Origin of the sequence: Streptomyces sp. NPDC005374, from assembly GCF_042872225.1 — a bacterium.
GTDB lineage: Bacteria > Actinomycetota > Actinomycetes > Streptomycetales > Streptomycetaceae > Streptomyces.
The window spans coordinates 262,324-284,009 of sequence record NZ_JBIAKA010000013.1 but is presented as its reverse complement, the minus strand read 5'-3'; the positions used below and the strand labels follow the sequence as shown (position 1 = coordinate 284,009).

Annotated in this window: 21 protein-coding genes and 1 tRNA gene; 11 read left to right on the top strand and 11 right to left on the bottom strand. The window is 70.4% G+C overall.

Going from position 1 to position 21,686, the window contains the following annotated elements:
* Positions 1–91: 91 nt before the first annotated feature.
* A complete protein-coding gene (locus ACFYRX_RS31480; RefSeq protein WP_389106916.1) occupies positions 92–895 on the bottom strand; it encodes an exodeoxyribonuclease III in 804 nt (267 codons plus the stop codon).
* A gap of 29 nt (positions 896–924) precedes the next feature.
* Between ACFYRX_RS31480 and ACFYRX_RS31475 the strand changes: the two genes are divergently transcribed.
* A complete protein-coding gene (locus ACFYRX_RS31475; protein WP_389106913.1) occupies positions 925–1,401 on the top strand; it encodes a GNAT family N-acetyltransferase in 477 nt (158 codons plus the stop codon).
* Between the two features lie 10 nt (positions 1,402–1,411).
* Here ACFYRX_RS31475 and ACFYRX_RS31470 read toward each other — a convergent pair whose 3' ends face one another.
* The 8 genes from ACFYRX_RS31470 to galU all read right to left on the bottom strand — a co-directional run bounded on the left by ACFYRX_RS31470 (position 1,412) and on the right by galU (position 7,622).
* Entirely contained in the window at positions 1,412–1,960 is a 549-nt protein-coding gene (locus tag ACFYRX_RS31470; protein ID WP_389106911.1) for a hypothetical protein, read from the bottom strand.
* 82 nt (positions 1,961–2,042) lie between these two features.
* Positions 2,043–2,116 (bottom strand) — tRNA-Ala (locus ACFYRX_RS31465).
* Positions 2,117–2,228: 112 nt separating this feature from the next.
* On the bottom strand, positions 2,229–3,527 hold the full coding sequence (gene glpR / locus ACFYRX_RS31460) for a gephyrin-like molybdotransferase receptor GlpR (protein ID WP_389106909.1): 1,299 nt from the start codon (positions 3,525–3,527) through the stop codon (positions 2,229–2,231).
* 185 nt (positions 3,528–3,712) lie between these two features.
* A complete protein-coding gene (locus ACFYRX_RS31455; protein WP_389106949.1) occupies positions 3,713–4,351 on the bottom strand; it encodes a GNAT family N-acetyltransferase in 639 nt (212 codons plus the stop codon).
* Positions 4,348–4,854: a molybdenum cofactor biosynthesis protein B gene (locus ACFYRX_RS31450; RefSeq protein ID WP_389106906.1), complete on the bottom strand. Its 507-nt coding sequence runs from the start codon at positions 4,852–4,854 to the stop codon at positions 4,348–4,350. The genes ACFYRX_RS31455 and ACFYRX_RS31450 overlap by 4 nt, the downstream gene beginning before the upstream one ends.
* A complete protein-coding gene (gene moaC, locus ACFYRX_RS31445) occupies positions 4,851–5,330 on the bottom strand; it encodes a cyclic pyranopterin monophosphate synthase MoaC (RefSeq protein WP_389106904.1) in 480 nt (159 codons plus the stop codon). Before moaC ends, ACFYRX_RS31450 begins: the two co-directional genes overlap by 4 nt.
* 62 nt (positions 5,331–5,392) lie before the next feature.
* Positions 5,393–6,715 (bottom strand): gephyrin-like molybdotransferase Glp, encoded by a 1,323-nt coding sequence (glp, locus tag ACFYRX_RS31440; protein WP_389106902.1) that lies wholly within the window; start codon positions 6,713–6,715, stop codon positions 5,393–5,395.
* A gap of 4 nt (positions 6,716–6,719) precedes the next feature.
* Positions 6,720–7,622: a UTP--glucose-1-phosphate uridylyltransferase GalU gene (gene galU / locus ACFYRX_RS31435; RefSeq protein WP_389106899.1), complete on the bottom strand. Its 903-nt coding sequence runs from the start codon at positions 7,620–7,622 to the stop codon at positions 6,720–6,722.
* Positions 7,623–7,714: 92 nt separating this feature from the next.
* On the opposite strand from galU, the gene ACFYRX_RS31430 reads away from it, so the two are divergent.
* Positions 7,715–8,338, top strand: a complete 624-nt coding sequence (locus ACFYRX_RS31430) for a 5-formyltetrahydrofolate cyclo-ligase (RefSeq protein ID WP_389106946.1) — start codon at positions 7,715–7,717, stop codon at positions 8,336–8,338.
* 81 nt (positions 8,339–8,419) lie between these two features.
* Here ACFYRX_RS31430 and ACFYRX_RS31425 read toward each other — a convergent pair whose 3' ends face one another.
* Positions 8,420–11,239 (bottom strand): penicillin acylase family protein, encoded by a 2,820-nt coding sequence (locus ACFYRX_RS31425; RefSeq protein WP_389106896.1) that lies wholly within the window; start codon positions 11,237–11,239, stop codon positions 8,420–8,422.
* Positions 11,240–11,540: 301 nt separating this feature from the next.
* Here ACFYRX_RS31425 and ACFYRX_RS31420 point away from each other — a divergent pair, with 301 nt between their 5' ends.
* The 6 genes from ACFYRX_RS31420 (at position 11,541) to mscL (ending at position 17,193) form a co-directional block, all read left to right on the top strand.
* Entirely contained in the window at positions 11,541–13,076 is a 1,536-nt protein-coding gene (locus tag ACFYRX_RS31420; RefSeq protein WP_389106943.1) for a potassium/proton antiporter, read from the top strand.
* A gap of 231 nt (positions 13,077–13,307) precedes the next feature.
* Entirely contained in the window at positions 13,308–14,576 is a 1,269-nt protein-coding gene (locus ACFYRX_RS31415) for an MFS transporter (RefSeq protein WP_389106894.1), read from the top strand.
* Between the two features lie 67 nt (positions 14,577–14,643).
* The gene (locus ACFYRX_RS31410) at positions 14,644–14,964 is read left to right on the top strand and encodes an FmdB family zinc ribbon protein (RefSeq protein ID WP_389106892.1); all 321 of its coding nucleotides are present in this window, start codon (positions 14,644–14,646) and stop codon (positions 14,962–14,964) included.
* A gap of 98 nt (positions 14,965–15,062) precedes the next feature.
* Positions 15,063–15,896: an S-methyl-5'-thioadenosine phosphorylase gene (locus ACFYRX_RS31405; RefSeq protein WP_389106889.1), complete on the top strand. Its 834-nt coding sequence runs from the start codon at positions 15,063–15,065 to the stop codon at positions 15,894–15,896.
* Positions 15,897–16,029: 133 nt separating this feature from the next.
* The gene (locus ACFYRX_RS31400) at positions 16,030–16,581 is read left to right on the top strand and encodes a hypothetical protein (RefSeq protein WP_389106886.1); all 552 of its coding nucleotides are present in this window, start codon (positions 16,030–16,032) and stop codon (positions 16,579–16,581) included.
* Positions 16,582–16,719: 138 nt separating this feature from the next.
* On the top strand, positions 16,720–17,193 hold the full coding sequence (gene mscL / locus ACFYRX_RS31395; RefSeq protein WP_389106884.1) for a large conductance mechanosensitive channel protein MscL: 474 nt from the start codon (positions 16,720–16,722) through the stop codon (positions 17,191–17,193).
* A 223-nt stretch (positions 17,194–17,416) separates the two neighbouring features.
* On the opposite strand, the gene ACFYRX_RS31390 is transcribed toward mscL, so the two are convergent.
* Complete coding sequence (locus tag ACFYRX_RS31390; protein WP_389106881.1) at positions 17,417–17,599, bottom strand: hypothetical protein; 183 nt, start codon at positions 17,597–17,599, stop codon at positions 17,417–17,419.
* A gap of 272 nt (positions 17,600–17,871) precedes the next feature.
* On the opposite strand from ACFYRX_RS31390, the gene ACFYRX_RS31385 reads away from it, so the two are divergent.
* From ACFYRX_RS31385 to ACFYRX_RS31375, 3 genes are all read left to right on the top strand, one after another.
* A complete protein-coding gene (locus tag ACFYRX_RS31385; protein ID WP_389106879.1) occupies positions 17,872–19,104 on the top strand; it encodes a low temperature requirement protein A in 1,233 nt (410 codons plus the stop codon).
* Between the two features lie 56 nt (positions 19,105–19,160).
* Positions 19,161–20,198 carry a P1 family peptidase gene (locus ACFYRX_RS31380; protein WP_389106877.1) on the top strand — a complete coding sequence of 346 codons (1,038 nt, stop codon included), beginning with the start codon at positions 19,161–19,163 and terminating at the stop codon, positions 20,196–20,198.
* 238 nt (positions 20,199–20,436) lie between these two features.
* Positions 20,437–21,663, top strand: a complete 1,227-nt coding sequence (locus ACFYRX_RS31375; RefSeq protein ID WP_389106874.1) for an Ig-like domain-containing protein — start codon at positions 20,437–20,439, stop codon at positions 21,661–21,663.
* Positions 21,664–21,686 lie beyond the last annotated feature (23 nt).

The window sequence follows — 21,686 nt, the reverse complement described above, 5'->3', positions numbered from 1 at the left end:
CTCCAAGACCTGCTGAGGTGCTGGACCGGCACCTGCAGCACCTGCGGCCGCCCCCTCACCACCAGCAGAACCAGAACCTAACGAAGCACTACTAGAGGTCGTAGACGGCCGTCACCGGCGCATGGTCCGACCAGCGCTCGGCGTGCGTGGCCGCGCGCTCCACGAACCCCTTGACCGCCTTGGCGGCGAGGCCGGGCGTGGAGATCTGGTAGTCGATGCGCCAACCCGAGTCGTTGTCGAAGGCCCGCCCCCGGTACGACCACCACGAGTACGGCCCCTCCACGTCCGGATGCAGCGACCGTACGACGTCGACGTAACCGCCGTCGGTCTCGTCGAGCACCCGGCTCAGCCACGCCCGCTCCTCGGGCAGGAATCCGGAACTCTTCTGGTTGGCGCGCCAGTTCTTGAGGTCGGCCTGCTGGTGGGCGATGTTCCAGTCGCCGCAGACGACGACCTCACGGCCGTCGGCGGCGGCGCGCTCCCGCAGGTCCTTCAGATACGCGAGGAACTCGTCCATGAAGCGCACCTTCTCGTCCTGCCGCTCGGTGCCGACCTCGCCGGAGGGCAGGTAGAGGGAGGCGACGGTGACGCCGGGCAGGTCGGCCTCGACGTAGCGCCCGCTGGTGTCGAACTCGGCCGACCTGAAGCCGATCTGGACACGGTCCGGCTCACGGCGGGTGTAGAGGGAGACGCCCGCGCGGCCCTTGGCGGCGGCGGGCGCGTGCACCACGTGCCAGCCCTCGGGCGCGCGGACGGCCTCGGGCAGCTGCTGCGGCTCGGCGCGCACCTCCTGCAGGCAGAGCACATCGGCGGAGGTGTCCGCGAGCCACTCCACGAAGCCCTTCTTCGCGGCGGCACGCAGCCCGTTCACATTGGCGGAGGTCACAGTCAGCACCCCGGCACGATACCGGCACACTGGAGGGCATGATGATCCGCCGTGTCCCCTTCCACCACCCCGACGCCGTGAAGCTCAACGACCAGGTCCAGGCCGAGTACCACGTCCGCTACGGCGACGGCGGCGACGCCACCGAGCTGGCCCCGACGGACTTCGAGCACCCGAACGGCGTGTATCTGATCGCGTACGACGAGAGGGACAGCCCCGTGGCCACGGGCGGCTGGCGCGCCCAGGACACAAACGGCGAGGGCAACCTGGACGGCGACGCCGAACTCAAGCGCATGTACGTGATCGAGGAGATGCGCGGCCGCGGTCTCGCCCGCCGCGTCCTGTCCGCCCTGGAGGACGACGCCCGCGCGGCCGGCCGCCTGCGCATGGTTCTGGAGACCGGCACCAAGCAGCCGGAGGCCATCGCCCTGTACACGTCCAGCGGCTACGAACCCTGCGTGAAGTTCGGGTACTACCGTTTCCACGAGGAGAGCCGCTGCTTCGCGAAGGCGCTGTGAGGAAGGCGCCCTACACCGTCACATGGGCGTAGACCAAGGGCGCGGCCCTGTCGGTTTCGTCGACGGTCAGCAGGGCTGTGCCGGCCTCGTCGCCCTGCTCGGGAATGTCCACGTAGAGGCCGGCGAGGCGCCCCTTGGTTCCGATCTTCCAGGGAAGCTCGACGGAGTCGATGTCGTCCTGGTCCAGGACGGCGTCACCGGCCGTCAGATCCCCGGTGGTCCTGTGCAGGGAGGTCAAGAACTCCTTGAGGCCTTCGGGGGTGGTGCGGAAGCACAGATAGAGGTCCTGTCCGCTCTCCGCGCTGCCGTCGCCCGGGATCACCAGGTAGGAGGCGCTCCGGGCACCGTCCGGCACCGCCAGCCGGAAGGTCCTCTGGAGCGCGGCATCGGGAATCCCGGAGGAGGATGTCCTGGGCGGCGCGGGGATGCTCAGGGTGGTGGACACCATCGGCCGGACCACCAGCGCGACGGCGGCCGTCAGCAGCACCCCGCACAGCACGAGCAGCAGCGGAACGTCGAGCCTTCGAAGGGCGCGCTCCCGGCGCGCGGTGTGCGGCATCACGGTTGCTTCCTCACCCGCTTCCTGCGCGACGCAAAAAGAGCCCCAGCCGGATCACTCCGACTGGGGCTCTGAGCTGCGGTGGACCTGTGGGGATTTGAACCCCAGACCCCCTCGATGCGAACGAGGTGCGCTACCAGACTGCGCCACAGGCCCTTGCAACGAGTGAAACTCTAGCATCCCCATCAGGGTGCTTGGAAATCCGTTCCCGGCTGGTCAGGGACGGGCATCGGTGCGAGGGCGGCGGGCTGCAAGGCCGCCCCGTGCGTCACTCGTTGGCCGCGCGCGGCCGGTCGCCTTCCTCGTACTGGTCGAAGAGCGGTGTGCGGCCACGCTCGCGTGCCCGGCGTGCGGAGGCGGCGCGGCGGGCGTCACTGCGCTCGTCCGCCGCCGGCTGGTCATCCGCGTCGGCGGACCCGTCCTCCGATCCCCCGTCCTGCGCGGCGGGCGTCGCCTCCTGACCGGACTGTTCCGGCGCGGCGGCGCTGGACCGCGCCGAACTCCACGCGTCCGGCGCCCCGAGGTCCACGTCCGCGGTGGCGCGCGGAGCGACCGGCGCGGTCACGTACGTGGGGAGCGGCACCGGCACCGGGTCCCAGCTGTCCCCGTGTCCCGGTCCGCGCTGCCGCTCGCGCTGCTGGTCGACCCACTCGGCGTGGTCGGTCTGCTCGACGAGGGCGCGCCGGTCGGCGGCGAGCGCCGAAAGCCCGGGGTCGGTCTCCGTCGCCGGTCCCTCGTCCGATTCGTCGGCGTCCGCGCCGGTGGTGACGGAGGCGCGTCGGCGCGGCTGGCGGGCACGCTCCCGCAGTCGCTGCGCGGCGGCCTCGGCCCGGCGCCGGTCCATCTGGTACGTGAAGCGGCGGTGCTCCTGGGAGCGCAGGTATGCGATGTACACGCTGAGCATGACAGCGGGCACGCCGGGTGCCCACAGGAACGCGAGCCCTCCGATGGCGGCGACGATCGCGCCGAGCGTGAAGGCCAGGAAGAGCATCATGGTCGTACGCCGACGGCGTGCGAGCACCTTCACACGCCGGGCGCGCGCTGCGGCCGCTTCGGCGGAGGGCGTGCGCCGGGCGGGGACCTGACCCTGGGCCTGTGCCGGGGTGGCGGGTGCCTGCTTGCGCGTCGGCGCGCCGCCGTGTTCGGGCGCGGGAGCGTTGGTTTTGGCGCGTGCCGGTTCGCCACGTCCGGCTTCGCGTCCCGCCTCCCGCGCGGGCTCGCGCACCGCGTCACGCGCTGCTTCCTGGCGTCCCGATGCCGCCGGCTGGACCGTCGCCTGGGCCTGCGGACGGGTCGGAGGCATGGCGAAGGCCCGGACGTCCACCGACTCGGTGACGACACCCGGTTCGTCCGCGCCGTGCTCCCCCTCGTCGGTGGAGCGCGCGCGCAGGTCCTTGGCGTACCGACGCTCCATGCCCGCCCGTCCGGACAGCAACCGGATGGCGGTGCTGAAGCGTTCCGTCGGACGGGCCTCGTTCAGCTCGTCCTGCCTACGGAGCCACATCGGCACCAAGTAGGCGGCCCAGGCCCCGACAATGACTGCGTAGATGAGGCCGCTGCTGCTCACGCCTCACACGGTAGAGGGGTTTGCGTGAGGCCATCTGCCAATTGAGTCGGTGTGTCGCACGATCCGGCTGATATTTCGAGCTTTTTTTGTGACCGATCCGATCAACAGGCCGCCTCAGTCGCGAATTCAATGCCCTGAGACGGTCATGCACCGATCATTTTCGAACACGCATTCCATTTCCGGAGCTATGCGGGATTGTCGTGGGGCGTGCTGCTGGAGCGTGCCCGCTGCCAGCGCCTGAGCAACCCGTCGGGCACCTCTTCGGCGGTGAGCGCGAACACGAGATGGTCGCGCCAGGCCCCGTCGATGTGGAGATAGCGCGGGCGCAGTCCCTCCTCGCGGAATCCGAGTTTCTCCACGACCCGTCGGCTGGGTCCGTTCTCGGGCCGAATGCAGACCTCGATGCGGTGCAGTCCGACAGTACGGAAACAGTGGTCCACGACAAGCGCCACGGCGGTCGGCATCACACCGCGCCCGGCCACCGACTGGTCCACCCAGTAGCCGACATGTCCCGAGCACATCGAGCCCCAGGTGATCCCGGCGACCGTCAACTGGCCGACCAGCTGCCCCCGGTACTCGATGACGAACGGCAGCATCCGCCCCGCGTTCGCCTCGGACCTGAGGTGGCGGACCATCTGACGGAAGGTCGGCCGGTGCGCGATCGGCCCGGTGGGGGTGGGCGGCGGAATGGTGGCCTCCCAGGGCCGCAGCCAGTCCCGGTTGCGGCGGTTGACCTCGCGCCAGATCCGCTGGTCGCGCATCCTTATCGGCCTCAGGACGACATCGCCGTCCGCCAGTACGGCGGGCCATGACGGGCTGTTCAGCTCGCACCCCCAGTGCCGGCGCCGGGTCTCGGGTGGTCGCCGCCGCGGATCTGGTCGACGGCGTGGACCAACAGGGGCTCCAGGACGGCGAGTCCGTCCTTCACCCCGCCACTGGAACCCGGAAGATTGACGATCAGAGTGCGCCCGGCCACCCCGGCCAGACCCCGGGACAGCGCCGAGGTCGGCACCTTCTCCCGCCCGAACGCCCGGACGGCCTCCGCGATGCCCGGCACCTCGCGGTCGATCACCGCGCGGGTCGCCTCGGGGGTGCGGTCGGTGGGCGAGATCCCGGTGCCGCCGGTGGTGACGACGACGTCGTATCCGGCGTCCGCGGCGGCGCGCAGAGCGGCCTCGACGGGGTCGCCGTCGGGGACGACCTGGGGGCCGTCGACGGTGAAGCCGAAGCGCTTCAGGCCGTCGGCGATCAGCGGACCGCCCTTGTCCTCGTAGATCCCGGCGGCCGCCCTGTTGGAGGCGGTGACCACAAGAGCGCGATATGTCATGCCCGGCTCCAGTCGCCCGACTTACCGCCCGACTTCTCCTCCACCCGTACGTCCGTGATGACCGCTCCCTTGTCGACCGCCTTGACCATGTCGATCACGGTGAGCGCGGCGACGGAGACCGCGGTGAGGGCCTCCATCTCGACGCCCGTGCGGTCCGTGGTCTTCACGGTGGCCGTGATCTCCACGGCGTCGTCCGCGACCGACAGGTCCAGTTTCACACCGGACACCGACAGCGGGTGGCAGAGCGGGATCAGGTCCGGGGTGCGTTTGGCGCCCATGATGCCCGCGATCCGCGCGGTGGCCAGGGCATCCCCCTTGGGGACGCCCTCACCGCGCAGCAGCTCGATCACCCGGGGCGACACCAGGACGCGTCCGCTGGCACGCGCGGTGCGTGCGGTGACGTCCTTGCCGGATACGTCGACCATGCGGGCGGCGCCCGCCTCGTCGATGTGAGTCAGTCGGTCCTGCGTACTCATGATTGTGCGGCGCTCCCGGTCCGGCCTGTTGTGCGCGACACGGTACCGCCAACCAGGAGTGCTCAGCCGAGCAGGACCACTTCGACCTCGGTGCCGGGCTCGACGGACTCCACACCCTCCGGTACGACGATCAGCGCGTCCGCCTGCGCGAGGGCGGCGACCAGATGGGATCCGGCGCCGCCGACGGGGGTGACCGCGCCGTCGGCGTATGTACCGCGCAGGAACTGCCGTCGTCCCTTCGGTGAGGTCAGCGCCTTGTCCGCGGTCAGGGTCGCCCTGGTCGTGGGCCGGTGGACGTCGTCGAGGCCCATGAGGGCGCGGATGGCGGGCCGGACGAACAGCTCGAAGGAGACGTACGAGGAGACCGGGTTGCCGGGCAGGGCCAGCAGCGGGGTGTGGTCGGGACCGATGGAGCCGAAGCCCTGGGGTTTACCGGGCTGCATGGCGAGCTTGCGGAAGTCGACGCCGCTGCCCGGTTCGTCCTCGTCGTCGACGTGCGACAGCGCCTCCTTGACGACGTCGTACGCCCCGACGCTCACGCCGCCCGTGGTGACCACCAGGTCGGCGCGAACCAGCTGGTCCTCGATGGTGGAGCGCAGGGTCTCGGCGTCGTCGGCGACGGCGCCCACCCGGTAGGCGATGGCGCCCGCGTCCCGGGCGGCCGCGGTGAGGGCGAAGCTGTTGGAGTCGTAGATCTGGCCGCTGCCGAGGCTCTCGCCGGGCTGGACGAGTTCGCTGCCGGTGGACATGACGACCACGCGCGGACGCGGGCGCACGCGTACGCTGCCGCGGCCGATCGCGGCGAGCAGGGCGATCTGCGGCGGGCCGAGGACGGTGCCGGCGTCCAGGGCGCGGTCGCCCGCCCGGACGTCGCTGCCCTTGGCGCGCACGTGCGCGCGTGCTTCGGCGGGCCGGTACACGTGCACCTGTCCCTCGGCGCCCTCGGGGGCGAGGCTGCGGGCGCGCATCCCGGTCACCGGGCCCTCGCCGAGGCCTCCGTCGGTCCACTCGACGGGGACGACGGTCTCGGCGCCGGGCGGCAGCGGGGCGCCGGTCATGATGCGGGCGGCCTGTCCGGGGCCGACGTGCAGCAGTTCCGCATGGCCCGCCGCGACATCCCCTACGACGTCCAGAACGGCCGGGAACTCCTCGCTCGCACCCGCCACGTCCGCGACCCGGACCGCGTATCCGTCCATCGAGCTGTTGTCGAACGGCGGCAGGGACACCGGGACCGTGATGTCCTCGACCAGGACGCAGCCCTGGGCGTCGAGCAGTTGCAGCTCGATGGGTTCGAGGGGGCGGACCGTCGCGAGGATGTCCTCCAGGTGCTCGTCCACCGACCAGAGGTGGTCCTGGTCGGCGGGACGGGTCGCGGCGCTGCTCAACTCGCTACATCTCCTCGGCTACGAAACTGCGAAGCCAGGTCCGGAAGTCCGGGCCCAGGTCTTCACGTTCGCACGCGAGTCTGACAATGGCACGCAGATAGTCGCCACGGTCCCCGGTGTCATAGCGGCGGCCCTTGAAGACGACGCCGTGCACCGGACCGCCGACCTTCTCGTCCTGGGCGAGCTGCTGGAGGGCGTCGGTCAGCTGGATCTCGTTGCCGCGGCCCGGCTCGGTCTTGCGGAGTATCTCGAAGATGTGCGGGTCGAGGACGTAGCGGCCGATGACCGCGTAGTTCGACGGGGCGTCGGCGGCTTCCGGCTTCTCGACGAGGCCGCTCACCTTGACGACGTCGCCGTCCTCGGTCTCCTCGACGACGGCACAGCCGTAGAGGTGGATCTGCTCGGGCGCGACCTCCATCAGCGCGATGACGCTGCCCCCGTACTGCCCGCGCACCTCGATCATCCGCTGGAGCAGCGGGTCGCGGGCGTCGATCAGGTCGTCGCCGAGGAGGACGGCGAAGGGCTCGTCGCCCACGTGGGGGGCGGCGCACAGGACGGCGTGGCCGAGGCCTCGGGGGTCGCCCTGGCGGACGTAGTGCATGGTGGCGAGGTCGCTGGACTCCTGGACCTTGGCGAGCCGGCTGCGGTCACCCTTCTTCTGGAGGGCGGACTCGAGTTCGTAGTTGCGGTCGAAGTGGTCCTCCAAGGGGCGCTTGTTGCGTCCCGTGATCATGAGGACGTCATCGAGGCCCGCCGAGACGGCCTCCTCGACCACGTACTGGATCGCCGGCTTGTCGACGACCGGCAGCATCTCCTTGGGAGTGGCCTTGGTTGCCGGCAGGAAGCGGGTGCCGAGACCGGCTGCCGGGATGACAGCCTTGCTGATCCGAGGGTGCGACTGAGTCATGTCCGCACCTTATCCGGAGCCTTTGCGTGGAATCTGTGGGTCCGGTTAATAAGCTCTTATATGAGCGCATTGAAAGGGTACGGGTGGAGACTTTGAGTCACCTCGGGCGTCCGGCCGAGCCTGACAAGCGAACGTTGCGGCGAGACTACCTGGCGGTGAGAAACAGGTTGACGGCCGATGACGTGCGAGAAGGGGCGGTCGCGCTGGCCCGCCGGGCACTCGAACTGCCCGAGCTGACGGGCGCGCGCACGGTGGCCGCGTATGTCTCCGTGGGGGGCGAACCCGGGACGCTGGTGCTCCTGGACGCGCTGCGCGAGCGGGGCGTGCGCGTCCTGCTCCCCGCGCTTCTGCCGGACAACGATCTGGACTGGGGCGCCTACACCGGCGAGGGCTCTCTCGCCCGCGTCCAACACGGCGGAAAAATGACCCTCTTCGAGCCTTCCGGCGAACGTCTGGGCCCGGACGCCGTGACCGGTGCCGACGTCGTGCTGCTGCCCGGCCTGGCGGTGGACGGGCGCGGGATGCGCCTGGGGCGCGGCGGGGGGTCGTACGACCGGGTGCTCGCGCGCCTGGAGCGCGCGGGCGCACGACCGGCGCTGGTGGTGCTCCTGTACGACGCCGAGGTCGTCGCGCGGGTGCCGGAGGAGGCGCACGACCGGCCGGTGCACGCGGTGGTCACGCCGTCGGGCGTGCGCCGCTTCAACCGGCCCGCGTGAGGCGGGCGCTCATGAGGCGGGGGCCCTCCACACGTGTGTGGAGGGCCCCCGACGTCGAAGGCTCGGTCTATCGCCGCAGGCTCACGGCTTCAGGAGCAGCGTGTCGCTCGTGCTCTTGTCGACGGCGTCCTTCGAGAAGGCCCAGTCCAGCAGTTCGCCCTTGACCCACTTGCCGGTCTGGTCGGTGTAGTGCGCGCTGTAGGCGTGCCCCGAGGCGCCGGTGAGGTTGATCCACTTCGACTTGTCGAGGTCGCCGAGGTTGACCACCATGCGCATCGACGGCACCCAGACGACGCCGTAGCCGCCCGCCGCGTTCCAGCCGGTCGCGTTGACCGTCGCCTCGCCACCGCTGAGCTTCCAGGGGCCGCGGTTGAGCATGTACTTCACGAAGCCGGGACCTTCGGTGCCCAGGGTCTGGTTCTTCAGGAACAGGCGGTGCAGCCGGCCCCAGCTCCAGGTGTCGATGTCCTTGCCGAGCTTGGCGGTCAGCTCCCAGCGGGCGTCGATCAGGGCGCGCTCGAACAGCTGGTCGCGGTTGTCGGCCTTGGGACGGTCGCCCACTCCGGCCGGGGTCTTCCACCAGTCGCTGTTCGGGTCGTCCATGAGCTTGCGCACGACCTCGAACCAGCGGTCACCGCCGTCGGGCTGCGCCTGGTCGGCGTCGCGCTGGCCGCACTCGCGGACCTTGTCCGTCTCGTCGGCCGGCCCGGTGGGGTCGACCGGGTCGACCCACAGGCACTGGCCCTTGACCCGCAGTTCCTTGGGCAGCTTGTTGCCGAAGGCGAGCTTGAGGATGTTGCGCCAGACGGCGTTGAAGTAGGCCGCCGCCGCCGAGTCGGCGTCCTGGGTGTAGTCCCAGCCCTCCAGGAGCTCCTGCGCCTGACGGACGTCCTTGTCCTTGATGTCGATCTTCAGCAGCTTGGGCACGAGCAGCTTGGCGATCTCGCTGCTGTTGTCGAGCTGCATCTGCCGCATGTCGTCGGTGGAGATCTTGCCGCCGCCCTTGATCTTCTGCTCGATCAGGTCGGTGATGCGCTGGCTGCGGGCGCCGTAACCCCAGTCCGTGGTGAGCGTGTAGGGGTACTTGTCCTTGTCGACGACGGCCTGGTTGGCGGTGACGATGAAGCCGCGCGAGGGGTTGTACTCGTAGGGCAGCTCGTCCTGCTTGATGTACTTGCCGGTCCAGGCGTACTTGGAGTCCCAGCCCGGGGCCGGGATGGCGCCGGTGTCGCCCTTGGCGCGGATCGGGATGCGGCCGGGCAGGGTGTAGCCGATGTTCTCGGCGTCGGCGTAGACGAGGTTCTGCGAGGGCACGTCGAACAGGGCCGCCGCCGCGCGGAAGTCGCTCCAGTTCGACGCCTTGTCCATCGCGAACACGGCGTCCATGGAGGTGCCGGGGTCGAGCGCGGTCCAGCGCAGGGCGACGCCGTAGCCGTCGCCTCGGTCGGGGGCCGCGTTGTCGACGGTGGCCTTCTTGCCGACCTTCACCAGCTCGTCGTAACGGTCGGACAGCAGGGGGCCGTTGTTCGTCTCACGGACGACGATCTTCTTGGACGCTCCGCCGGCGACCTTGATGGTCTCCTCGCGCGAGGTGAAGGGCTTGGTCCTGCCGTCGTAGAGGTAGCCGTCGCCGGAGAGCTTCTCCAGGTAGAGGTCGGTGACGTCGACGCCGGAGTTGGTCATGCCCCAGGCGATCTTCCCGTTGTGGCCGATGACCACGCCGGGCATGCCCGCGAACGTGTAGCCGGTGACGTCGTACTGGCACTTGCTGGAGACGGTCCGGCAGTGCAGGCCCATCTGGTACCAGACGGACGGCAGCGAGGGCGACAGGTGCGGGTCGTTGGCCAGCAGCGGGCTGCCGGTGATGGTGTGCGAGCCCGCGACGACCCAGGAGTTGGAGCCGATGCCCTGGCCGTTGACGCCGACGGCCGTCGGGACGTCGTCCAGGACCTTGTAGAGGCCCGAGAGCTGGCTCTGGAGGGCCGAGGAGGCCGCGGTGGAGGTCGAGGAGGAGGAAGAGGCCGACGTGCCCGTGGCGCCGCTCGTCGAGGTTCCGGAGGTGCCCGTGCCGGAGGTGCCCGTGCCGGACAGCCCGTTGTCCTCCGAGCTGCCGTCCTGCTCGAACGTCCCGGTCAGCTCGTCGTACTGGCCTTCCTGGACGATCGTCTGGTTCCGGCTGTACGGGTAGTCGGGGTAGAGGTCGGCGATCTGCTTCGGGCCGAGGCGGCTGGTCATCAGGGCGCGGTCGATCTCGTCCTGCATGTTGCTGCGCAGGTCCCAGGCCATCGCCTTCAGCCACGAGACCGAGTCGACCGGGGTCCACTTCTGGGGCTTGTAGTCGTTCTTGAAGCCGAGCGGCGCGTACTCCAGGGAGATGTCCTCGCCGCTCTTGCCCTGGAGGTAGGCGTTGACACCCTTGGCGTACGCCTGGAGGTACTTCTTGGTGGAGGCCGACAGCTTGGTGTCGTACTCCTTCTTCGCGACCCGGTCCCAGCCGAGCGTGCGCAGGAACTCGTCGTCGTCGACCTGGCCCTTGCCGAACATCTCCGACAGGCGCCCGGAGGTCATGTGCCGGCGAACGTCCATCTCGTAGAAGCGGTCCTGCGCCTGGACGTAGCCCTGCGCCATGAACAGGTCCGCGTCCGAGGAGGCGTAGATCTGCGGGATGCCGTAGCTGTCGCGCTGGACGTCCACGGGGCCCGACAGGCCCTGGAGCTCGATCGAGCCCTTGGTCTGCGGAAGGGACGCGCGGACCGTGCTCACCGACCAGTACCCGCCGTAGGCGATGCCACCGATGATGGCCAGTACGAGGACCAGAACGATCAGGCGGGCTCTGCGCCCCTTCTTCCTGCCGGACTTGCCGGGCTGCTGACCCGATGAGGCGGTGGTGGTGGGGGGCATCGCTGTCCTTGCTGTCCTAACGCGAGCGGCAGGGCGGGCTGTGCTTTTGACGGGGAGCCTGCGTCACGTCCCCGGCCAGGCGTCGCGCGCCAGGGGATGTGACGCAGGCTCTGCGCGCTGGAGCAACCATAGGCGCAGGGCCCGGCGCCACTTGACGCGGTGTCGGGTACCGGCGCGGACGGGCGTTCGATCTTGCCTCGCGAAGCGTCAAGAAATCGTCAAGAGTTAGGTAAGGTAACGAAGTACTTGGATGCGGAGTCCCGTCACTTCGTGTCCTATGTACGTGAGCTCACACGCGCGTATGCCGGTGAGCCAGGGAAGGGAACGGCCGCTGACTGTCCACCACCTCAACCAGCTCCTGCTCGTCTGCTCGCTGGTCCTGCTCGTCGCCGTGGCAGCGGTCCGGATCTCCTCGCGCAGCGGGCTCCCCAGCCTGCTCGTGTACCTGGGGATCGGCATCGCCATGGGCCAGGACGGCATCGGCGACATCCACTTCGACAACGCCGAGCTGACCCAGGTCATCGGGTACGCGGCCCTGGTCGTGATCCTGGCCGAGGGCGGCCTCGGCACGAAGTGGAAGGAGATCGAGCCGGTTCTGCCGGCCGCCACCGCGCTGGCACTGGCCGGGGTCGCGGTGAGCGTCGGGGTCACGGCGACGGCCGCGCACTACCTGATCGGGCTGGAGTGGCGCCAGGCGCTCATCATCGGGGCGGTCGTGTCCTCGACGGACGCGGCGGCGGTCTTCTCGGTGCTGCGCAAGATCCCCCTCCCCACGCGCGTGACGGGCACGCTGGAGGCCGAGTCCGGCTTCAACGACGCCCCGGTGGTCATCCTCGTCGTCGCCTTCTCCCAGGCCGGACCGGTCGACCACTGGTACGCGCTGATCGGCGAGATAACCCTGGAGCTGGCCATCGGCGCGGCCATCGGCATCGCGGTGGGCTGGCTGGGTTCCTGGGGCCTCAGGCACGTCGCCCTGCCCGCCTCCGGCCTCTATCCGATCGCGGTCATGGCCATCGCCGTCACCGCGTACGCGGCGGGCTCGCTGGCGCACGGCAGCGGGTTCCTCGCCGTCTATCTCGCCTCCATGGCGATGGGCAACGCCAAGCTGCCGCACTGGCCCGCCACCCGCGGCTTCGCCGACGGGCTCGGCTGGATCGCCCAGATCGGCATGTTCGTCCTGCTCGGCCTGCTGGTCACCCCGCACGAACTCGGCGACGACGTGCTGCCCGGGCTCGTCATCGGGCTGGTGCTGACCATGGTGGCGCGACCCCTGAGCGTCTTCCTGTGCCTGACACCGTTCCGGGTGCCGTGGCAGGAGCAGACCCTCATGTCCTGGGCCGGCCTGCGCGGCGCCGTGCCCATCATCCTGGCCACCATCCCCATGGTGAGCGGCGTCGAGGGCAGCCGTCGCATCTTCAACATCGTCTTCGTCCTGGTCGTCGTCTACACCCTCGTGCAGGGTCCGACGCTGCCCTGGCTGGCGCGCAAGCTGCAGCTGGGCGGGGACCCCGAGGCCGCCGACCTCGGCATCGAATCGGCGCCCCTGGAGCGGCTGCGCGGACATCTGCTGTCCGTCGCGATCCCCGAGGGGTCCCGGATGCACGGCGTCGAGGTCAACGAGCTGCGGCTGCCCGCCGGGGCCGCGGTCACCCTGGTCGTCCGCGATGAAAAATCGTTCGTTCCGCTGCCCACGACGGTGCTGCGGCGCGGCGACGAACTGCTCGTCGTGGCCACCGACCCGGTCCGCGACGCCGCGGAGCGGCGGCTGCGCGCGGTGGGCCACGGCGGCAAGCTGGCCGGATGGCTGGGTACAGGCGGCATCGGCAACGGACGCTGAGAGCGGCCACGGAGGGTGGTTGTTACAGGTGCGTTTCGCGCTCCCTGTAGGATGAAAGCACCCCTGATCGAACCAACTCTGCCTGACGCAGAGCTGGCGCGACCGTATGGCGGCCGAGACGTCCCTGAGCAGTGACCTTCGGCATCTACCGCAGTCCGCGCAAGAGGACAGCTCTCGGCGCCATCCCTTCCGAGGGGAACCACGCCACCAGGCGGCAGAAAGGCACGGGCCGTGGCATCCACGGTCACCACCTCCCGTCCGGGATACGGACAGCTGCTGCGCACCCGCGGCGCCTGGACGTTCCTGCTCCCCGGCTTCGCGGCACGCCAGCCGTTCGCGATGCTCACGATCTCCATCGTGCTGCTCGTGCAGCACACCACCGGCTCGTACGGCGCCGCGGGCGCCGTGGCGGCGGCCACAGGCGTCGCCATGGCGCTGTTCGCCCCCTACAGCGGCCGTCTCGCGGACCGCTACGGTCAGCGCGCCGTCCTGATCCCCGGTGTGCTGGCGCACACCCTGTCGGTACTGTCCCTGACGGCGCTGGCCCTCTCGCACGCACCCCTGTGGGCGCTGTTCGCGGCGGCCGTGCCCACGGGTGCCTCGGTGCCGCAGATCGGCCCCATGGTCCGCGCCCGCTGGGGCGTGAAGCTCCAGGGCTCACCCCTGATGACCACGGCCGCGGCCTTCGAGTCCGTCACGGACGAGCTGACCTTCGTCTTCGGCCCACTGCTGGCTACCGCCCTGTGCACTGCCGTGAACCCCGCCGTCGGCCTGCTGACGGAGGCGTCGCTCACGCTGCTCGGCGGCCTGCTGTTCGCCGCGCAGAGGAGCACGCAGCCGTCGGTCACCGCGGTCGACGGGCACGCACGCGTGGAGCGCTCCTCCGCTCTGCGCGTCCCCGGCATACGGGTCCTGATCGTGACGTTCCTGGGCATCGGTGCCGTGTTCGGCGGGATGCAGGTCTCGCTGGCCGCGTTCAGCGAGTCGATCGGCGAGCCCGGCCTGAACGGCGTCCTGTACGGCGTCTTCGCCGCGGGCAACATGCTCTCCGGCCTGGTCTGCGGAGCCATCGCCTGGAAGGTGGCCCCGCAGCGCCGCCTGGTCCTCGCGTACGGCGCCCTGGCTCTGACGGCCTCCGGCCTGTGGGCCGCGCACTCGGTGTTCGTCCTGGCCGGCCTCGGTCTCCTGGTCGGCATGTGCATCGCGCCCACCCTGATCACCGGCTACACCCTGGTCGAGGACCTGGTCCCGGCCGGCGCCCGCACCGAGGCCTTCACCTGGCTCACCGGAGCCGTGGCACTCGGCCAGGCGGCCGCCGTCACGATCGCCGGACAGCTGGAGGACCGCTTCTGGGACGGCGCCGGATTCCTGGTGCCGATGTGCGGCACGCTGCTGGCCCTGGCGACCCTGCTGGCGCTGCGTTCCCACCTTGTCGGACGGCCCCGCAGCCGGACCGTCGCACGTGGCATCGGTCACCGAGTGCCGGTGGCAGTGGACTGATCCTCGGGAATACGTCACTATGGACCCTCGTTAGCACTCACTGAGTGAGAGTGCCAGGAGGAAGACAGTGCCCACCTATCAGTACCAGTGCACCGAGTGCGGCGAGGGCCTCGAGGCGGTGCAGAAGTTCAGCGACGACGCCCTGACCGTGTGCCCCAATTGCCAGGGCCGCCTCAAGAAGGTGTTCTCCGCGGTCGGCATCGTCTTCAAGGGCTCCGGCTTCTATCGCAACGACAGCCGCGGCTCCTCGTCGAGCAGCACCCCGTCGACCTCGAAGCCGGCGACGTCCACGCCGTCCACCTCGTCGGCGTCCGAGTCGAAGTCGTCCTCCTCGGAGTCGAAGTCGTCGAGTTCGGGCAGCTCGTCCAGCAGCAGCTCCGCCGCGTAGGTCTCACTTCGAGGACCCGGCCGTCGTACGACGGCCGGGTCCTCGGCGTTCCCCGAGCCGCTCGCCGCCCCATTTCGGCGCCGGATACTGTGCTGGTCATGGCGAACGCAGAGATCGGCGTAATCGGAGGCTCCGGCTTCTACTCGTTCCTCGACGACGTGACCGAGGTCCAGGTGGACACCCCCTACGGCCCGCCCAGCGACTCCCTCTTCCTCGGCGAGGTCGCCGGCCGGCAGGTCGCCTTCCTGCCCCGGCACGGACGCGGCCACCATCTGCCGCCGCACCGGATCAACTACCGGGCCAATCTGTGGGCACTCAGGTCGGTCGGAGCCCGGCAGGTCCTCGGCCCGTGTGCCGTGGGCGGGCTGCGCCCCCAGTACGGTCCGGGCACGCTGCTCGTGCCCGACCAGCTGGTCGACCGTACGAAGTCCCGGGCGGGAACGTATTTCGACGGGCTGCCGCTGCCGGACGGCGCGGTACCGAACGTGGTGCACACGTCCCTGGCCGACCCGTACTGCCCGGTCGGGCGGGCGGCCGCGCTGAAGGCGGCCCGCGGGCGGGACTGGGAAGCGGTGGACGGCGGCACGCTCGTCGTGATCGAGGGGCCCCGGTTCTCGACTCGTGCCGAATCGTTGTGGCATCAGGCGCAGGGCTGGTCGGTGGTGGGCATGACCGGCCACCCCGAGGCGTCCCTCGCCCGTGAACTGGAGCTCTGCTACACGTCGTTGACCCTGGTCACCGATCTCGACGCGGGGGCCGAGACCGGCGAGGGCGTCTCGCACGACGAGGTGCTTCGGGTGTTCGCGGCGAACGTGGACCGGCTGCGGGGCGTGCTGTTCGACGCGGTGGCCGCGCTGCCCTCGCCGGATGCGCGGGACTGTCTGTGCGTGAACGCGCTGGGCGGGATGGATCCGGGGTTCGAACTGCCGTAGTGGGGGCGGAGGTTCTCGTTCGGGTGAGGGAGTTTTCCACAACCCGTCGGTAGTCCACCGGCTCCGGCGGGAAGCGGCGCGAGGCCTCATCGTGGCAGGGCAAACCGATGCCTCGTCACAGGTGGTGGCCCTCATGTCCTCCTTCGCTCCCTCGCCTTCCGGGTTCCCCTCCCCCGTCGCTCCGCGCCCGCCCGGCGCCGACGCCCCGCCCACCTGCGAGGTGCCGCACTTCGCTCCCGTGCGGGTGCGCGGCGGGTGGTATCAACTACGGCGGCTCGTACGGCACCGCAGGCGTGCCGTGGCCGTCGGTCTCGCCGTCACCGCGGCGGCACTGGTGGCGGCGGGTCCACGGGGCGACGACGGGGCACGGGGGCATCGGGTGGCCGAGCCCGTACGAGGCTCCCGTGCCGTGGAGACGGTGTCGGCGCCGGTGCGGATCGCCGACGGGGCGACCGTCCGGCTGCTGCGCCCCGGGGACCGGGTCGACGTCATCGCCGCCGAGGACTCGGCCCTGGGCGGTGAGGCCCAAGTGGTCGCGCGCGGGGCGCGGGTGACGAAGGTGCCGGAGCCCGTGGACGGCGTGAGCGAGGGCGGGGCGCTGGTCGTGCTCACGGTGCCTCGGTCGACGGCGGCCCGTCTCGCGGGCGCGAGCGCGACGGCACGGCTGGCGGTGACGGTGTGGTGAGCGCAACGTTCCGTCCGGTGCGCACCTTTGTACCAAGTCGCCCTTTCGAGCTACCCAATTGGACAGGGTCACCGCACGTTGACGTAGGTTGCGGAGCTGTTTGTTCCACAAGCTGTACGTGCGAGAAGAGGCCCCTGGGTGAGCGAGAAGAAGCCGAACGTCTGGGAGGGCTTCAAGGCCTTCCTGACGCGCGGGAACGTCGTCGATCTGGCAGTAGCGGTGGTCATCGGCGCCGCCTTCACCAACATCGTCACGTCGGTGGTGAAGGGCGTGATCAACCCGCTGGTCGGAGCGATCGGCACCAAGAACCTCGACAGCTACAGCTCGTGTCTCCAACACCCGTGCAAGGTCGCGGCGGACGGCACCGTGCAGAGCGGCATCCAGATCATGTGGGGCTCCGTCCTCGGCGCCACGCTGAGCTTCGTGATCACCGCGGCCGTCGTGTACTTCCTGATGGTCCTGCCGATGTCGAAGTACCTGGCCCGGGCGGAGGCCCGCAGGAAGGCGAAGGAGGGCACGCACGAGATCATCGAGGTGTCCGAGCTGGAGGTCCTCAAGGAGATCCGCGACGCGTTGGTGGCGCAGCGGGGCTCGGGGCACGACGGGCGCTAGGCGCCAAGGCTTGTCGTCACGTTCACGTCGTCCGCCCGGCGGGCGGGCCTCGTGGCGGCAGGTGCGTGCTCTCGGCGTGCCAGGAGCAGGAACCCCTCGCACTGGTTGCACGTGGGTCTGCGGCCCGTGCGGCGAGAGGGCGTGCAGGGCGCCGCGACCCAGGCGGACATTCGACGACAGGCCCTTGGGGCCATCGGCCGGCGCGGGCCGCGCTGCGGCTCGCTCAGAGGTGGTGGGGCGGCTTCTCGTCGAGGAAGCGCTTCAGGTCGGCCGCGCTGTCACCGTCGGCGCGCGGCCGGTCGCCCCAGCCCCGGTCGGTGTCGTCCGAGGACTGCTGGTCCAGCGGGTCGTCGAAGATCAGCGCGGACTTCGGCTCACGCGGCTCGGCATCGGGGGCGGTACTCATGCGTCCAGGGTACGGCCCCGCCGCTCCCGGCCTCGGGTCCGTGCGTGCGTCCTTGCGCGTGCTCGCGCTCGCGCTCATGACCGAACCGGTGCCGGTGCCGGTGCCGGTGCCGGTGCTCGCGGCTGAACCGGAGTCCGTGCCGGTATCCGACCGTGCCGCCTTCCCGGCCGTCTCACTCCCGGACCTCGACCCGTCGTCACGAATCCCCGCCCGGCCTCTCTCCCGGATCCCCGCCCAAGCAATTCCGCGCGCCATCTGCTGTGCTTGGCCGCATGACGTCCAGTCCGACTCCCACGCCCGCTCCCGCACGACCTGCCGGCCGGCAAAGCCCTCTGCGCAGGCTCACCGCCCGCGGCCGGGACGAGGCCCATCGGGTCGCCTCGCCGCTGGAGCTCTTCTTCGACCTGTGCTTCGTGGTGGCCATCGCCCAGGCGGGCGTGGCCCTGGTGCACTCCGTCGCCGAGGCACACGCCGGCCAGGGGCTCCTCAACTACGCGATGGTCTTTTTCTCCATCTGGTGGGCCTGGATGAACTTCACCTGGTTCGCGTCGGCGTACGACAACGACGACGCCCTCTACCGGGTCGTCACCCTGCTCCAGATCGCCGGTGTCCTGGTCCTGGCAGCCGGGGTGTCCAGGGCGTTCGAGGAGCACGAGTTCCTGGCCGTGTGGCTGGGATACATGCTCATGCGGTTGGCGCTGATCGTGCAGTGGCTGCGGGTGGCGCGTTCGAGCGAGGGCGCGGAGCGGACGACGGCGCTGCGGTACACGTTCGGCGTGCTGCTGTGCCAGGTCGGCTGGCTGGGTCTGCTGGTCCTGCCGGAGGGCGGGCGGGCCTGGGTCTTCCTGGTGATGGCGCCGCTGGAGATGTGTGTGCCGGCCTTCGCCGAGAAGGACCACCCGACCTCGTGGCATCCGCACCACATCGCGGAACGCTACGGGCTGTTCACGATCATCGTGCTCGGCGAGACGATCGCCGCCGCCACGGTCGCCGTGAAGTCCGGCATCGACGAGAACGACGCGCTCGGCGAAGTGCTGCCGATCGCCGCGGGCGGACTGCTGATCGTCTTCGCCGCCTGGTGGATCTACTTCGTGGTGCCCATCCATGGCCATCTGCGCTCCAACAGACAGGCGTTCCTGTGGGGTTACGGTCACTACTTGGTCTTCGCCTCGGCCGCCGCGATCGGCGCGGGCCTGGAGGTCGCCGTGGAGCAGGCCGTCGGCAAGGCGCACATCTCCACACAGGCCGCGTCGGCCGCCGTGACCCTGCCGACCGCGCTGTATCTGCTGACCGTCTGGCTGCTGCACTCGCGTCACTTCAAGGTGGGCGTCCCGCAGCAGCTGGTGCTGCCGGTCGCGGCGGTGCTGGTGATCTGCTGCACCTTCCTGGGCGACCGGGCGGTGGTCGCGGCGGGCGTCGTGGCGGCGCTGGCCGTGGTGACCGGGACGACGCTGACCGCGCGGATGGTGGCACGGGAGCAGCGGAACACGGTTCGCGCGGTGTGATCCCGTCGGGCCGTGCGGGAGGGCGGCTGGTCGAGACTGGTGCCATGACAGATGCCATGACAGTCGACGCTCTGACGGATGTCGCCGGGGTGCGCGTGGGCCACGCGACGCGCACCGGGGGCGGCTGGCTCACCGGCACCACGGTCGTGCTCGCCCCGGAGGGCGGGGCCGTCGCCGCGGTGGACGTGCGCGGCGGTGGTCCCGGCACCAAGGAGACCGACGCGCTCGACCCGCGCAACGTGGTGCAGAAGGTCGAGGCGATCGTGCTGACCGGGGGCAGCGCGTACGGGCTCGACGCGGCCTCCGGGGTGATGGCCTGGCTGGAGGAGCGGGGGCGCGGGGTGCGCGTCGGGCCGGATCCCGCGCACGTGGTGCCGGTCGTGCCCGGAGCCTGTGTCTTCGACCTCGGGCGGGGCGGCGACTTCCGGGCCAGGCCGGACGCGGCGACCGGGCGGGCCGCCGTCGAGGCCGCCGCGGCCAGTGCCGTCGGTGCGGCGGTGCGGGAGGGCTGCGTGGGGGCGGGGACGGGGGCCGCGGCCGGGGCGCTCAAGGGTGGTGTGGGCACGGCGAGCATGCTGCTCGACTCGGGGATCACCGTGGCGGCGCTGGTGGTGGTCAACGCGGCGGGGTCGGTAATGGATCCGGAGACGGGGGTTCTGTACGGGGAGTTGTTCCAGGGGCGGGTGGACCGTCCGGAACCAGGGGTGCACGAGGCCGCGCGTCTGCGGCTCGCCGAGGCCGCGGCGACGACCGGACCGCCCCCGCTGAACACCACGCTCGCGGTGGTGGCCACCGACGCGGAACTGTCCAAGGCGCAGGCGCAGAAAGTGGCCGGTACGGCACACGACGGCATCGCGCGCGCGGTGCGGCCGGTGCATCTGCTCCACGACGGCGACACGGTGTTCACGCTGGCCACGGGGGCGCGGCCGCTGGACGTCGGGAATCCCCTCGCGCTCAACGCCGTGCTCGCTGCGGCGGCGGACGTGGTGACGCGGGCGATCGTACGGGGCGTCCGGGCGGCGGAGCCGGTGGAGGGGGCGGGGGGTGTGTGGCCGGCGTACGAGGAGTTGTACGGGAGCGTCGGCGAGGGCTGAAGCGTGCTGCCCATGGCGTGACGGGTGTCTGCCCGCGGGTGCGTTGCGCCCCTGGGGGCCGCGGTGCCCGCAGGGGTGTGCGGAACCGCGTGGACCCCACGTCCACGCCCGTGTTTCGTCCCGGTTCTGTCACGTGGGGGCATTTGACGGGCTGTGGGGGAACCCGGGCGGGGACCGGGTCCCTCCTCCTTCGCGGACCGGAGCGGACAACGCACACCAAAAGAACCTGGAGCAGCCCGTGACAACGCCGGACACAGCAGCACGGCGCGCACTGGGGGCCTGTGCCGTCCTGATGGTCGGCGCCCTCGCCCTCACGGCGTGCGGCGGCAGCTCGAACGCGGAGAACGACGAGAAGGGCGGCAAGGAGGCCGCCAAGGCATCGAGCGCGGAGATCGCCATCTCCGCGAAGAACGGTTCGACGGGTGCGTCGATCAACTCGACCGGCGTGAAGGTCAGTGACGGCACCCTGACCGGCGTGAGGATGACGGTGGCGGGCACGGGGCGGGACGTTCCGGGCGCGATGGCCGCGAACGGGGGGAGCTGGAAACCCAAGGAGCAGTTGGAGCGCGGCACGAAGTACGAGATAGCCGCGACGGCGAAGGACTCGGGCGGCAGGTCCGTGACGTCGAAGTCCGTCTTCACGACCGTCTCCAAGGCGAACAGCTTCATCGGGACGTACACGCCGGACGACGGGACGACCGTCGGCGTCGGGATGCCGGTGTCGTTCACCTTCGACAAGGAGATCAGCGACAAGAAGGCCGTGCAGTCGCACATCACCGTCAGCTCCGACGGCGGGCAGCAGGTGGTCGGGCACTGGTTCAACTCGCAGCGGCTCGACTTCCGGCCCGAGGAGTACTGGAAGGCCGGCTCCAAGGTCACGATGAAGATCGACCTGGACGGGGTCGAGGGCGCCAACGGCATCAGCGGGGTGCAGGAGAAGACCGTCAGCTTCAGGATCGGGCGCTCGCAGGTGTCCACGGTGGACGCCGACACACAGACCATGAAGGTCGTGCGGGACGGCACGACCGTCAAGTCGGTGCCGATCTCCACGGGCAGCCCGGAGTTCACGACGTACAACGGGCAGATGGTGATCTCCGAGAAGTACAAGAAGATCCGCATGGACAGCAGGACGGTCGCCCTCGCCAACGCGTACGACATCCCTGACGTTCCGGACGCGATGCGTCTGACGCAGTCGGGGACCTTCATCCACGGCAACTACTGGTACAACACGGCCAACCCGCCCTTCGGCCGCCAGGGCACCAGCCACGGCTGTGTGGGACTGCGGGACGTGAAGGGCGGCCAGGGGGACACTCCGGCCAAGTGGTTCTACGACAGCTCGCTCGTCGGGGACGTGGTGATCGTCAAGAACTCGCCCGACAAGACGGTGGCACCGGACAACGGGCTCAACGGCTGGAACCTGTCGTGGAACGAGTGGGTCGCGGGCAGTGCGGACGGCACGTCCTGATCATCGCAACCCCCTTCTGAACA

Coding starts and splice junctions, on each gene's coding strand:
- galU (WP_389106899.1), bottom strand. CDS start 7,622: ATGACTCAGTCGCACCCTCGGATCAGCAAGGCTGTCATCCCGGCAGCC.
- ACFYRX_RS31385 (WP_389106879.1), top strand. CDS start 17,872: ATGACGTCCAGTCCGACTCCCACGCCCGCTCCCGCACGACCTGCCGGC.
- ACFYRX_RS31400 (WP_389106886.1), top strand. CDS start 16,030: ATGTCCTCCTTCGCTCCCTCGCCTTCCGGGTTCCCCTCCCCCGTCGCT.
- ACFYRX_RS31405 (WP_389106889.1), top strand. CDS start 15,063: ATGGCGAACGCAGAGATCGGCGTAATCGGAGGCTCCGGCTTCTACTCG.
- ACFYRX_RS31390 (WP_389106881.1), bottom strand. CDS start 17,599: ATGAGTACCGCCCCCGATGCCGAGCCGCGTGAGCCGAAGTCCGCGCTG.
- ACFYRX_RS31475 (WP_389106913.1), top strand. CDS start 925: ATGATGATCCGCCGTGTCCCCTTCCACCACCCCGACGCCGTGAAGCTC.
- ACFYRX_RS31425 (WP_389106896.1), bottom strand. CDS start 11,239: ATGCCCCCCACCACCACCGCCTCATCGGGTCAGCAGCCCGGCAAGTCC.
- moaC (WP_389106904.1), bottom strand. CDS start 5,330: ATGAGTACGCAGGACCGACTGACTCACATCGACGAGGCGGGCGCCGCC.
- ACFYRX_RS31450 (WP_389106906.1), bottom strand. CDS start 4,854: ATGACATATCGCGCTCTTGTGGTCACCGCCTCCAACAGGGCGGCCGCC.
- ACFYRX_RS31470 (WP_389106911.1), bottom strand. CDS start 1,960: ATGCCGCACACCGCGCGCCGGGAGCGCGCCCTTCGAAGGCTCGACGTT.
- ACFYRX_RS31380 (WP_389106877.1), top strand. CDS start 19,161: ATGACAGTCGACGCTCTGACGGATGTCGCCGGGGTGCGCGTGGGCCAC.
- ACFYRX_RS31420 (WP_389106943.1), top strand. CDS start 11,541: ATGCCGGTGAGCCAGGGAAGGGAACGGCCGCTGACTGTCCACCACCTC.